The organism is Photorhabdus cinerea, from assembly GCF_011189575.1.
GTDB lineage: Bacteria > Pseudomonadota > Gammaproteobacteria > Enterobacterales > Enterobacteriaceae > Photorhabdus > Photorhabdus cinerea.
This window is the reverse complement of record NZ_PUJW01000001.1, coordinates 307,839-320,840: the sequence shown is the minus strand read 5'-3', so window position 1 is coordinate 320,840 and position 13,002 is coordinate 307,839. Positions and strand designations below refer to the sequence as shown.

The 13,002-nt window shown below is 39.0% G+C and carries 9 protein-coding genes and 2 pseudogenes; 4 read left to right on the top strand and 7 right to left on the bottom strand.

The window, feature by feature from the left end:
• Positions 1-114: 114 nt before the first annotated feature.
• Complete coding sequence (locus tag C5469_RS23430; RefSeq protein ID WP_242689352.1) at positions 115-363, bottom strand: 2Fe-2S iron-sulfur cluster-binding protein; 249 nt, start codon at positions 361-363, stop codon at positions 115-117.
• 588 nt (positions 364-951) lie between these two features.
• Between C5469_RS23430 and C5469_RS01505 the strand changes: the two genes are divergently transcribed.
• A complete protein-coding gene (locus C5469_RS01505; RefSeq protein WP_166301306.1) occupies positions 952-2,088 on the top strand; it encodes an ABC transporter substrate-binding protein in 1,137 nt (378 codons plus the stop codon).
• A 309-nt stretch (positions 2,089-2,397) separates the two neighbouring features.
• Positions 2,398-3,882, top strand: coding sequence for an aldehyde dehydrogenase family protein (locus C5469_RS01500; protein ID WP_166301303.1), 1,485 nt, complete (start codon positions 2,398-2,400; stop codon positions 3,880-3,882).
• Between the two features lie 51 nt (positions 3,883-3,933).
• Here C5469_RS01500 and C5469_RS01495 read toward each other — a convergent pair whose 3' ends face one another.
• Positions 3,934-5,301: an alanine/glycine:cation symporter family protein gene (locus C5469_RS01495; protein ID WP_166301301.1), complete on the bottom strand. Its 1,368-nt coding sequence runs from the start codon at positions 5,299-5,301 to the stop codon at positions 3,934-3,936.
• 606 nt (positions 5,302-5,907) lie between these two features.
• On the opposite strand from C5469_RS01495, the pseudogene C5469_RS01490 reads away from it, so the two are divergent.
• Positions 5,908-7,029, top strand: a pseudogene (locus C5469_RS01490) (FGGY family carbohydrate kinase); the annotation flags it as partial.
• A gap of 85 nt (positions 7,030-7,114) precedes the next feature.
• Here the strand turns inward: C5469_RS01490 and C5469_RS23425 are convergent.
• The 4 genes and pseudogenes from C5469_RS23425 to C5469_RS01470 form a co-directional block, all read right to left on the bottom strand.
• Positions 7,115-7,252 (bottom strand): annotated as a pseudogene (locus C5469_RS23425) (TehB-like domain-containing protein); the annotation flags it as partial.
• Positions 7,253-7,559: 307 nt separating this feature from the next.
• Positions 7,560-9,701 (bottom strand): polysaccharide biosynthesis tyrosine autokinase, encoded by a 2,142-nt coding sequence (locus C5469_RS01480; RefSeq protein ID WP_166301299.1) that lies wholly within the window; start codon positions 9,699-9,701, stop codon positions 7,560-7,562.
• A 69-nt stretch (positions 9,702-9,770) separates the two neighbouring features.
• Positions 9,771-10,199 (bottom strand): arsenate reductase/protein-tyrosine-phosphatase family protein, encoded by a 429-nt coding sequence (locus C5469_RS01475; protein WP_166301297.1) that lies wholly within the window; start codon positions 10,197-10,199, stop codon positions 9,771-9,773.
• Positions 10,199-11,344 (bottom strand): polysaccharide export protein, encoded by a 1,146-nt coding sequence (locus C5469_RS01470; protein ID WP_166301295.1) that lies wholly within the window; start codon positions 11,342-11,344, stop codon positions 10,199-10,201. The genes C5469_RS01475 and C5469_RS01470 overlap by 1 nt, the downstream gene beginning before the upstream one ends.
• A 726-nt stretch (positions 11,345-12,070) precedes the next feature.
• Here C5469_RS01470 and C5469_RS01465 point away from each other — a divergent pair.
• Positions 12,071-12,466, top strand: coding sequence for a VOC family protein (locus C5469_RS01465; RefSeq protein WP_166301293.1), 396 nt, complete (start codon positions 12,071-12,073; stop codon positions 12,464-12,466).
• Between the two features lie 80 nt (positions 12,467-12,546).
• On the opposite strand, the gene C5469_RS01460 is transcribed toward C5469_RS01465, so the two are convergent.
• Positions 12,547-12,996: a lysis protein gene (locus tag C5469_RS01460; RefSeq protein ID WP_166301291.1), complete on the bottom strand. Its 450-nt coding sequence runs from the start codon at positions 12,994-12,996 to the stop codon at positions 12,547-12,549.
• Between the last annotated feature and the right edge of the window lie 6 nt (positions 12,997-13,002).

The following is a 13,002-nucleotide window of genomic DNA, read 5'->3' as shown; positions in this document are numbered from 1 at the left end:
GTTGGCTGCACTCACTCACCCCGGTCACAGAGTTATCTATGCTCCCGGGGATTCGCTCCCTTGCCGTCGCGACACATCTTGAAATCCATAGGGTATAAAATGAAATTTTTTACTCTATTCCAGAACAATATCTCTCCGCAATTGGCAACTGCATGCCAGAACATAACCGTTTGCTATTTCATTAGCCGTTAATGTCATTGTACTGCCGGTTGTATATGCACCACGGATAACCCGAGTCTTACAATTGCCACAAACACCCGCCCGGCATGCGGCCATCACCGGAATATAGCTATTTTCCATTGCTGCTAGCAAAGTTATTCCTACCGGTACTTTAAACCTAGAAAATGACCGGTTCAAAGTCATAGTTAAATGACTCTTATCTTCAGGTTGTTCTGGCTCTGTTGAAAATCGCTACATAAAAAAGCGATTTTCTGCCACACCAAGACCATAGCAAAATTCACGAGCATTTTTCATATAAGGCGCAGGCCCACACGTCATGACTGTCTGACAGCTAATAACAGCTAATATCAGGAACCAGCGTAGCCAGCTTTTCTTCAGTTAACACCTTTAAGACTACCATATTCCGGTTGTTCAACCATACCCGCTGCTGACTTTGACAGGTTTTTGACCTTTAAATCCTCAAATATAGGGATTTCAGATAGCAATCACCACTTAACTCATTGTTATCAATTAAAAATTGTGAAAAATAAAAATATTATTTACCAGAGCCACTAAAACTATTTGATTAATATAAATCGTTATCATTATCATTTTAAGTTTATTGTAAACAGATGTGGGCCCAATCAGATGAAATCATATCAGCATTTACTGTTTTGTTTAATTATTCTAATGGATCAACCAAGAACACCCTATATTCCAACATTCATGAATCTCTGATACAGAATATCGCTTTGAAAATCTGCATATGAAACTTAAATCAAAGGAGAAACAATGTCAGTCATCCACCGCACTGCAAAATACTTTCTGACTACTATGTTGATATTATTGCCTATCTTTACTCAGGCAAAAGAAATTACGGTCAAGGATGTTGCTGGCCGGAAAGTTAAAGTTCATGCACCAGTCAGTAGGGTTATGCTGGCTGACAGCCGGGTATTAATCGCATTGAATATTCTTCATCCTGATAATCCGCTTAAAGGCATTATCGCCTGGGATAATGCATTAGAAATCAAATCCCCAGACCTGGCAACAGCTTATGAGCAAGGCTTCCCACAGTTACGGGATATTTCCGTATTTCCTAATCCTTATCAAAGCGATTTCAGCGTTGAAAAAGCACTAACTCATAAACCCGATTTAGTTATTTTTGATATTGGCCTTCAATCCAAACTCAATGATAGTGGAACCATGACTTTACTTGAGAAAGCAGGTATCCCAGTTATTTTTATCGATTTCCGTCAATATCCGCTGACAAATACCGTTCCGAGTATGATTTTGCTTGGGAAAGTATTCGGCGAAGAAGAAAATGCACAGAAATTCATTAAGTTTTATCAAGATAGGATGCAAACCATTAATAAACGAATCGGTACACTGGGCAAAGAACAGCGCCCTCCAGTGTTTATTGAACGCCATGCAGGAATGTTTGGCACAGAACATTGCTGTCAGACTTTCGGTAGTGGAAATTTTGGTGAATTTGTTACTGCTGCCGGGGGTGATAACCTTGGTGCTCGCTGGTTCTCAGGTATGGGTGGTGAAGTAAGTGAAGAACAATTAATTGTCAGTAATCCTGAATTTTATCTGATGACCACCGCAGATTGGGATAAAGTTCGCCCTGAAAGCCTTGCTGTGCCATTGGGTTATACCGGCAATCTGAAACAGTCACAGGAACGACTGGAAAAACTACTGACACGACCAAAGCTGAGCGTATTAAGAGCATTTCGCGAAAAGCGGGTAACAGCACTGTATCACCAATATTACGATACCCCCTTTAACATCATTGCAGTTGAAGTTATAGCTAAATTTTTACATCCAGAGCTGTTCGAAGATATCGACCCACAAGCCGACAGCATATACCTGCATAAAACTTTTACTGCCCTTGATGGTAGTGGGGTATTCTGGGTTACAGCAAAATAATATTTATTTTTAATCCGTTGGAATATTCCAACGGATATTTATTTCACCCTTTATTTATAATTTCCGTTCGTTAATATACGTAATATTTTATATAACACGCTAATAGACATCTATTATTTTGTACTCTACTATGTTGGTACTAAAAAAAACAACAAAATATAACAAGAAATATTTGACCAGATAATAAATTATAAATCAAAGATACATTCACATATTGAAACTATATTAAGGATATTAATTAATACCCTTTCCTATGATACAAGGCAGTAAACGTAACTATTCTTAAACCAAAGTACCCGGAGTATGTTAATGAAACGATTACATGATATCGCTAAAGAGATGTTACCCGTTGAATCCTACAAAATGCTTATCGGTGGACAATGGGTAGATAGTGTATCCAAAGAAACAAGTAAAAGTTATAACCCAACGACAGGAGAATTACTGACTGAATATGCATCCGGTAATGCCGAGGATGTTGATCTTGCTGTCAGGGCCGCAAAAAAAGCCTTTCCCGCATGGAGTCAAACCTCCGCAATTGAAAGGCAATCAGCTTTGCTGAAAATTGCTGACTTACTGGAAGCAGAGCTAGAACGTTTTGCTATTCTTGAATCACTGGATAACGGCAAACCATTAAATGAATCCCGGTATATGGATCTGCCCGCCTGCATTGACCATTTCCGCTACTTTGCGGGTGTGATCCGTGCCCATACCGATGAAGCTTCAGTTCTGGATACCAATACACTTAGCCTAGTGATCCGTGAACCCATTGGTGTTGTCGGACAGGTAATTCCCTGGAATTTCCCGTTACTAATGGCGGCATGGAAACTGGCTCCTGCGCTTGCAGCGGGGAACACGATTGTTATTAATCCGGCAACATTGACCCCAATCACACTGCTTGAATTAGGTCGGATATTGGATCAAGTCCTGCCAGCTGGCGTGGTTAATATCGTTACAGGTCGTGGTTCAATCGTAGGTCAAGCGATTCTTGACCATAAAGACATCGAGAAAGTGGCATTCACCGGTTCCACCCGAGTTGGTTATACTGTAGCCGAAGCCGCAGCCAAAAAGCTGATCCCTGCAACACTGGAACTTGGTGGTAAATCGGCCAATATTATCTTCCCTGATGCCAACATGAAGAAAGCAGTAAAATATGCTGCCAAAGCGATTCTGTTGAATCAAGGGCAGGCGTGTGAATCAGGTTCTCGGCTATTCCTACATAAAGATATTCATGATGAATTCCTTAAGTCCCTGAAAATAGAATTTGAGTCTGTCCAGGTTGGTGATCCATTGGAAATGGAAACACAGATGGGAAGCCAAATCAGCAAGGAACAAATGGAAAAAATTCTCTCATATGTTGATATTGCTAAAAAAGAGGGGGCGACTATCTTAACGGGTGGCAAACGGATTACTGGCGAAGGTTATGATGATGGCTTCTTTATTCAACCAACCATCATTATCAATGCAACTAATGAAATGCGAGTAGCACGCGAAGAAATCTTTGGTCCTGTATTGACAGTCATTCCATTCAGCACAGAAGAAGACGTGATCAGCATGGCAAATGATTCTGATTATGGGCTTGGTGGTGCTGTCTGGACACAAGATATCGACCGCGCATTACGTGTTTCCAAAGCTGTCAGAACGGGTCGTATGTGGATCAATACCTACCATGAACTACCTGCTCACTCACCATTTGGCGGCTACAAAAAATCCGGCCTTGGAAGAGAAACACATAAAATGATGCTGGACTCTTATACTCAGGTCAAAAACATCTATATTAAAACGAGTGAAGAATAAAATTAGTTTCATCTAGTGATTAAGAAAGCCTTCCATCCGGAAGGCTTTTATTCAATTTTTTTCTTTAATATCAACACTATCCGAATTTACATCTTTAATATGTTCTTTTGTCAGCCGGTAAACAACCGGGCTTAATAATGCTAATGCAATTAGGTTTGGTATCGCCATCATTGCATTCAGTGTATCGGCCAGTAACCAGACGAAATCCAACGACTGAGTAGCACCTACCATCAAAGCAATAATCCATACCACACGAAAAGGGATAATTGCTTTTTGTCCAAACAAATACTGAATACATTTTTCACCATAGAAACTCCAGCCAAGAATGGTGGTAAAGGCAAATATTACCAGCGCCCCCGCAACAATATAGTTACCGCCAGGAATCGCCGCAGAGAAAGAAGTTGCGGTCAGTGTCGCACCGGTCTGACCGTTCAGCCAACCGCCAGTAATAACGATAGTTAAGCCAGTGATAGAACAAACAATAATGGTGTCGATAAAGGTACCGAGCATAGCTATCAACCCCTGACGAACCGGATTTTGTGTTTTTGCTGTTGCATGAGCAATCGGAGCACTTCCCAGCCCCGCTTCATTAGAAAAAATTCCTCGAGCCACACCAAAACGAATCGCAGCCCATACTGCTGCACCAGCAAAACCACCTTGAGCAGCAACGGGTGTAAATGCAGATTTAACAATCAAAGCAAACGCAGCGGGAATTTCACTGAAATTCACACCCAAAACAACAATTCCAGCAACCAAGTAAGCAACTGTCATAAATGGCACTAATTTACCTGCCACATCAGCAATACGTTTGATACCACCAATAAGTACTGCACCAACCAGAAACGCCAGTATTATGGCAGTTACCATGGTAGAAACACCGAAATTACTTTGCAGTACATCAGCAACAGAATTCGCTTGCACGGTATTACCAATACCGAAACAAGCAAGACTACCAAATATCGCAAATAGCGTTCCCAGCCAGACCCATTTTTCACCCAGACCATTTTTTATGTAATACATAGGGCCACCAACATAGTGACCATTTTTGTCAACCTCACGGAAACGGACTGCCAACACAGCCTCTGAATATTTAGTCGCCATGCCAACTAATGCAGTGATCCACATCCAGAACAGCGCCCCCGGCCCACCCAACACAACTGCGGTAGCAACACCGGCTATATTACCTGTACCAATGGTGGCTGAAAGCGCAGTCATCAGTGCGTTAAATGGCGATATTTGCCCTTCTCCTCTCTGATGATTACGCTCAAACAGTAACTTAAAACCCGTTCCCAATTTACGTATAGGCAGTAAAGAAAGGCGGATCTGCATAAAGATCCCAACCCCCAGAAGACCAACCAGCATCGGTACTCCCAACACAACCCCGTTAATGACATTCAACCATTCTGTGACTAATTCCATATATTCCCTCGAATATTTCGCAACAAAATAACAACATATATGCATCAAATTAAATAAAGAATATTTATAGAAAATATGCGAGAAAAAATTTCCAAAAACGGAAAAAGATTTGATACTTGTGAGTGATATCACTTGATACAAGTGTAAGATAGGATATTCAAAATTTGTTACCCCAAATTCATCACAAAATATTTACGCTTAAGCCACTCTTTTCTTCATCCAAACAATTTACTGGTAGATTTAACATTGTTAATTAATTAAAAAACCATTCGTCACATTTAGTTTTTTTATTAATTAATGCTCTTTCTAAAAGAGTAATTTATTGATTAACTAATAACTCAACAGAGGTTATCAACGATTTTTCTGAAAACATCTTTCTTACTCTCTCTATCATATTTTCTCGCTTAAACCTGCCATTTTCTAAAACGGATTTCATTACGCCAATCTGGAGAGAAATAGAAAAATATATGTAATATTCTTTTATAACCATAAAATTACCGAATCTTTCTCGAGCCGCTTCACAATAATTAAACAACCCCATTGTATTATTGTTCTGTTCAACTCATTTTGTCAGCTCAAGTTAACGAATAGGTGGAGGATCACATGATGGAACAACAATATTTCATTGGTGTTGATGTTGGCTCAGCCAGTGTTCGTACTGCGATTTTTAATCAACACGGTAAACGGCATGCATTCTCTGTGCGCCCGATCCAACAATTTCATCCAAAAGCGGGTTTTGTTGAACAGTCCTCCACAAATATCTGGGAACAAGTGTGTATCACCGTAAAAGAAGCTGTCACATTGGCAAATATCAATCCGATTGATGTTAAATCAATCGGTTTCGATGCCACCTGCTCACTCGTCGCGGTAGCGGCTAAAGGCCAATCTCTTTCTGTTGCTGAAAATGGCAAGCCTGAACACGATATCATCATGTGGATGGATCATCGCGCGCTCGAAGAAACTGCCACTATAAATCTGACCAATGATCCGGCACTAAGCTATGTAGGTGGCGAAATCAGCCCTGAAATGGAGCTACCGAAAATCTTATGGCTAAAAAACCATTTCCCTCAGCGTTACCAAGATGCATGGCGTTTCTTTGACTTAGCTGATTTTCTAGTATGGAAAGCAACTGCGGTTGATGTAGCCAGTATCTGTACTCTCACCTGTAAATGGAATTATCTGGCTCATCAGAAACAGTTCAGCGAACAACTACTTTATGATGTAGGTTTAGAAAATTTAGCAGATAAAGTTCCAGCGACTATTCTCGAACTTGGCGAAAAAGCCGGTCATCTAACTACTGAAGTGGCTAAAGACTTTGAGCTACATACAGGGGTTGTAGTCGCCGGTGGAATTATTGATGCTCATGCAGGTGGTCTAGCATTAGCTGGAGCATGTCCAGAAGGCAGTCTGGTCATCATCAGTGGTACTTCAAACTGCCATATGATCGTCAGCCCCGACTCTGTTATGGTTCCAGGGGTTTGGGGGCCTTATTTCGGCGCTATGCTACCCGGTTACTGGCTCAACGAAGGCGGGCAAAGTACAACAGGCGCATTAGTTGAATGGACAATTCGTCAACATGATAGCTGGCTAGAGCTAGAAGCTGAAGCTAAGGCATCTGGTCGTGATTACTATCTACTACTAAATGAAGCTGTTGCTCAGTTAGAACAACGAGAAAAATACCCAACTGCACAGCTTCACATTTTAAGTGACCATTACGGTAATAAAACAGATATTGCGGTTCACATAAAAAAGAGAGCTGGCATTTTATATCATCACTCACCCATTTAATCTTATGCCAAACTTGTGGCTGAATGATAGGAGGCTGTTTTTGCACATTAAAGTATTCTGTTTCCTCTTGTTCACCCTCGAAAATAACAAACTCCAGCTCACCCTCAAAGATTTCAAGACAAGCATAAGTACCCTCTTTAGTATTATGTCTTTGAGTGAACATTTCAGGAATCGTATTTTTCTGCCAGATTGGCATTCGTTTGTAACAAACAAGGTCGCTCATTGGATTTCCCTGGAAATTAAGTTACATAATAAATGCATCTTATAGTTACATTCTGCAACTGTAAAGGTGTAAAATAGCAACAGAAAAAGTTCAGTCGATGTTCCGAGACAATCCCTTCAAAATAAAAGGAAAAATAATCAATTTTCCTCTTCCTTTAGTCAACCTATCCACGGTCAAAAAGCAGAAAAAATAAGATTTCATTGATAAAATTTCTCCGGCCTACGGCTAAAGGCCGGAGAAAAACAAATCAATCCTTATAACTGTATTGATAATGTCCGCCGTAATAGAGACTCGAATTCTTCTCTACAGCATTTAACAATACGCCTTTAATATGCGTGCCATTTTGCTCAAAACGGCGAATAGCAACACCAACTTCTTTAACTCTCGTCTTATAATAACGGGCAATTAATAATGAAGTTCCGGCATATCTTCCGATGATTGCAGCATCAGTTACAGCCAAAATAGGAGGGGTATCGACTAAAACATAATCATAATGCTCTTCTGCCCAGGATAATAATTCCTTAAACCTATTGTGCATAAGCAACTCTGACGGATTAGGCGGAATAGTGCCTCGACTAACAAAATCAAGCTCAGTAAGATAAGTTCTAGTGATAGTCTCTTTTATCTGATTCTGACCAGCTAGATATTCTGAAAGCCCTGGAGACTGAGGACTTTCTAACACCTTATGTAAATGCCCTCTTCTCATATCCGCATCTATTAAAAGAACTTTTTTATTACCTAATGCCAATACTGCTGCAAGGTTTACTGAAATAAAGGATTTTCCCAATTCAGGAGCAGGGCCAGAAAGAAGAATAATTTTATTTGCAGACTCCATCATCGAAAAATGCAAAGTTGTTCTAAGACTACGTAATGCTTCAATCGCCAAATCAGTGGGATCATGAATAGCTAATAACCGTAATCTCTGATGATAAGATCTTTTTTTCTGTTGCTGCTCAAGCTTAGCTTGAGTCTCCGATAGTGGAATAGTTGCATAAACAGCAATCCCTATTTCTTCCAACTGTTCGGGACTTTCAATTCCTTTACGGAACAATACACGTACTAAAACTAATCCAATCGATAATACAAGCCCCAGTACCATCATAGCCGCAATGATCAAAGGCTTTTTCGGTTTTATCGCTGAAGTTTCTACAACGGCTTCATCAATAATACGTACATTACCAACCGTCCCAGCTTTTAGAATGTTCAGCTCCTGCTGCTTATTAAGCAATTGAACATAAATTTCTTGCCCAACCTGAACATCTCTGGTCAAGCGTAAAATTTCCTGCTGGGTTTTAGGTAGCCGTTTGATTGACTGATTCAACTCTTTTTTGGTATCAGCCAGAGTCTTGCGTTTATCAAGCAATGCAACATAAGCAGGGTGTTGTTTGGTATACAATTGCTGTAACTCAGCTTCTTTGAAAGTCAGTTCATTAAGCTGTTTTTCAATCTGGACCAATGTCTCCAAAGCAGATTTTGCTTCAAGCGATAAATCAATAGATTCATTAGCTTGACGATATTGATTAAGCAACTCTTCGGAGCGATTGAGTGCCATTTTAACTTTAGGTAAATGATTCTTTAAGAAATTAAGACTACTCTCAGCTTCTTCGGTCTTCCTTGTCACATTCTGTCGCAAGTAATTTTTACTGATACTATCAAGTATCAATTTTATCCTTGCACGATCATCACCTTCTATTTCGAGCGAGATAATACCGGTATTATTTCCTTTCTCTGTTACCCGCAAAGATTGTTGCAACCCGCGAATTACATTTAACTGGACCTTTTTAACCAATGTAAAACTTTGTCCGGGAGGAGCCGAAATATTTGATATAAGCAAATTTATACCATCAGCATCAAATACCTTATTAACTTGCCCGTTAAAAACCTGGCCGTCGAATTCCAATCGATAATGTTCTGAATCATCAACATATATTTTCATGAATTTGTTAATATTATGTGACGATACAGTAAAATTCTTAATAACAATGTTAGGCTTTGGCATACCACGAAGACGAGCAATACCTTTACCTACCACAGGAAAATAATCAGCCTCAACCTGAATATCCAGATCCAGATCTCTTACTGTTTTTCCTATTATCATCCGGGAAACTAATAGCTCCAATTCTGCTGATGTATCTGACGGTCTTCCAGATAGCATATCCGTCATGTCCCCGACTAAAGACAACGCACCACTTTTCTTTTCAACCTGCAATAATGCATTCGCTTTGTATACCGGTGTAGCAATCAAGGCATAACAAAGACCAATAACAGTGAATAATAGAGTGACTCCGCCAATAATCCAGCGATAATCGAATAAGGCACTAAAAAGACGGCCTAAATCAATTTCATCACTATCCGTATGAGTGTGACTTGATTTATCTGATGTAGTCATAAAAAGCCTATAATTGCTTATTAAGAAGTAATGAAAAATAAAAAACCAAAATTAAAGGACACTTATAAGTTATAATTTCCCTAGCCAACTATTAGCGCTTTTAAATAATAATTGATATACATATTCATAAACCTCGGTATCAGATTTATAAGGATCAGGAATCTCCATTTCACTTAGCCAATGGCCTAAGAGCATTGTCTTCCCTCTTGCTCCCAGGTTAACTCTATTTACAGCCTCAATATGTCTTTTTTCCATAACCAGAATCAGATTTGACTGCTGACATAACTCACTGGTTAATTGGCGAGCTGTATGCCCTTCCAGAGACAATCCATGTCTAGCAGCAACTCTACTAGAAAGCTCATGTGCAGGTTTACCAATCAGAGCTGATATTCCCGCAGAATAAATCTCTTTCTGAGGGAATAGCCGCCGCAATAAACGCTCTCCTGTTGGAGATCGACAAATGTTACCTACACAAACAATCAGAATAGAATTAAACATCAATTAGGCCACTTACGAATCCACTTGGTTGTTTCTGTCAAACTGTTAATGCTTGATATTGTTGGCACCAGTTGACTAATAACCCGATTCCAGCGAACAATTGGTGCACTGGTAACATAAACAATATCATAAGGTTGCAAATCAAACTCAGTTCCCAAGATTAACGTTGTCGCATCCTTGGCATTGAGCTGATAGATATTAGCTATTTTCCCATTCTTATCAGGTGTATTGCGCAATGAGCGAATCACAAAAATGCCACTGGCATCGCTTGATAATTGATCTATACCTTCAGCATTACCTAATGCCTCAGTCAAGGTCATTCCACTACGGTCCATACGTAAAGTGCTTTGTTTTTTGACTTCTCCCATAACAAACACTTTCAAATCATCATTACGAGGAATATATAAAATATCACCGGAATAGAGCAGATGATTCTGCTTTAGATCCCCGTTTTGCATTAAATCTTGAAGAGAAATAACTGTTTCTTTTCCTTTATGAGTTAAAACAGCTCTCTTCCAGTCAGCATTTTCAGTCAAACCGCCGGCATGGTTAATCGCATCAATCACGGTTAAAGGAACATTAGTGATAGGCTGTTGATCTGACCTAACAACTTCACCGGTTACATAAGCTTTTTGTGAACGGAAAGCAGCAACATTGACATCGACCTGAGGTGATTCAATATACTTTGATAACTTATTCGTAATCATAGTACGCACCTGAGTAACTGTTTTCCCCTTCACATACAATCTGCCAATATATGGGTAAAAAATTGTTCCGTCAGAATGTACCCAGTTACCGGTATCACTAGCACTGCGATATTGCCCCGCAGGCGTTGTTAATTCAGGATGATCCCAGACAGTAACCATGATTACATCACCCACACCAATACAATATTCATATTGCTGCAATTCTTTATCTAGTTCAGGATTTGGACGAGCAATAGCAGAATTCACCCGCAACTTTTCAATTAACTTCGGTGTTATCGGATAAACATTTACCAAATTATTAATATCATAGTTACTATCATTATCATTGATTATTTCTTTATTATAAACAGGAAGGCCGCTCCCAGGAGCAACCGTACAACCACCTAATAACATAGAACAAGACAACGCTTGAACTATAATTAATTCCTTTATATTCATCAGACTTTTATCCTTAAAAAACAATAAGCAAAAAATACATAAATAGTATTAATTATAATCTCCTTAAGAAAGTAAGATTATAATATAATAAGATATAATATAATATAAAAATTTTGCTTAAGTATCATGGACTATTGAGTCATTGATCATATCACTTTGTAAAAACAATAAAAATCAGCTTAGTACCTTTGATAAGCTCTGGCTACTAAATAGAAAATAAATCAAACAAATAATATAATCACAAACTATTTAATTATAAAATGTATTTCACAAGATATTGTTGCAAATAGAAAGTAAGGGCTGAATACCCCTGATACAGGAAAGAGAAAATATCACTATAACTTGTTGAAAAAAATGAATATTTATGATTGCATTGCCAGAAAAACACATTTCTACTTGTATCAAAATCAATGCTTAATTAGTAAGTGATTTTGTAATTCATACTATGGTAATAAGCCAAAGGGTAGACCATGAGTTTGCCAAAAAAACCACAAATAAAAAAAATAAATTAACAAAAAACAAACAATAACCCTACTATATTTTGCATTTTAATAATAATAAACTTAAGTATGTTTTATCAAAATTTCAGACTATTCTGGTTTTTTAAGTTTATCACTTTGTATTTTCGCGACTCTTAACTACTATATTAATTGTTTTATATAGAGTAGAGACAAAAAATCTGTAAGTTAAACATATCCAATAAAGACTTTACCGACCGGAACCATTATGAACAAATCAACCATTCTAAGGATAGCCAGGCCAACAGACAACCTAAATCAGATCGTTAAAATGTACTGTCAAGGTTTAGGATTTATTGTTTTAGCTAAATTTGAAAATCATGAAAACTTCGACGGCGTTATGCTGGGGCATCCAAATCATCTTTGGCACCTCGAATTTACACATCATCGCAGCACAACAGTAGGTAGAGCTCCGACACAGGATAATTTACTGGCCTTCTATATACCAGGCCATTCGGAGTGGTTACATCAAACATCATTAATGAAAACTGCTGGTTTCATTGATGTCCCCTCTTACAACCCATATTGGGATGTCCAAGGTAAAACGTTTGAAGATATTGATGGTTATCGGGTTGTGTTACAAAACACAGCATCCCCTGTTTGATTATAAATCAACTTTCAGCACACTTTCCTGATAACCAACCCATATCTACGTTGTTTCACAACAACATTATCAAAACTCAGCTACTGACACTGAGTTTTGATGTAGTCCTGCAAGTATTTAGTTTGCTTCTCGTTCTCAACAATCATTCTTCGGAGATCGAAATAATCTTGTTCAGCTGCCGGGTTAAATCGTGGGGTTCCTGCATGGCCCACGCTGCCGGAGGAACCAGTTTCGCCCTGACTACAGGTTGCCGCGATGCGCAACCTGAGACGACCAGCGGCAACATTATTACGAAGAGCATCAATTTCAGATTTTGCATTAGCAAGCTCCTTTGTATGTTTATCATCCAACTCAGATAAGCGTTTTATCCGCCCCTGCTGACTGACAATTTCATTCTGTTGCTCCAACAGCCGACTCTGTAACTGAACTGTTGTATCAAGCTGTTTGGTATATTTACCGTAATAGTGATACGCCAGCAACGAAGCAAGAGCCAGGGCAATGATCGTGTAGCTATGAGAATTAAACTTCATAATATC

Excerpts from the sequence above, each read along its gene's own strand:
- C5469_RS23430 (WP_242689352.1), bottom strand. The coding sequence starts at position 363 with ATGACTTTGAACCGGTCATTTTCTAGGTTTAAAGTACCGGTAGGAATA.
- C5469_RS01505 (WP_166301306.1), top strand. The coding sequence starts at position 952 with ATGTCAGTCATCCACCGCACTGCAAAATACTTTCTGACTACTATGTTG.
- C5469_RS01500 (WP_166301303.1), top strand. The coding sequence starts at position 2,398 with ATGAAACGATTACATGATATCGCTAAAGAGATGTTACCCGTTGAATCC.
- C5469_RS01495 (WP_166301301.1), bottom strand. The coding sequence starts at position 5,301 with ATGGAATTAGTCACAGAATGGTTGAATGTCATTAACGGGGTTGTGTTG.
- C5469_RS01480 (WP_166301299.1), bottom strand. The coding sequence starts at position 9,701 with ATGACTACATCAGATAAATCAAGTCACACTCATACGGATAGTGATGAA.
- C5469_RS01475 (WP_166301297.1), bottom strand. The coding sequence starts at position 10,199 with ATGTTTAATTCTATTCTGATTGTTTGTGTAGGTAACATTTGTCGATCT.
- C5469_RS01470 (WP_166301295.1), bottom strand. The coding sequence starts at position 11,344 with ATGAATATAAAGGAATTAATTATAGTTCAAGCGTTGTCTTGTTCTATG.
- C5469_RS01465 (WP_166301293.1), top strand. The coding sequence starts at position 12,071 with ATGAACAAATCAACCATTCTAAGGATAGCCAGGCCAACAGACAACCTA.
- C5469_RS01460 (WP_166301291.1), bottom strand. The coding sequence starts at position 12,996 with ATGAAGTTTAATTCTCATAGCTACACGATCATTGCCCTGGCTCTTGCT.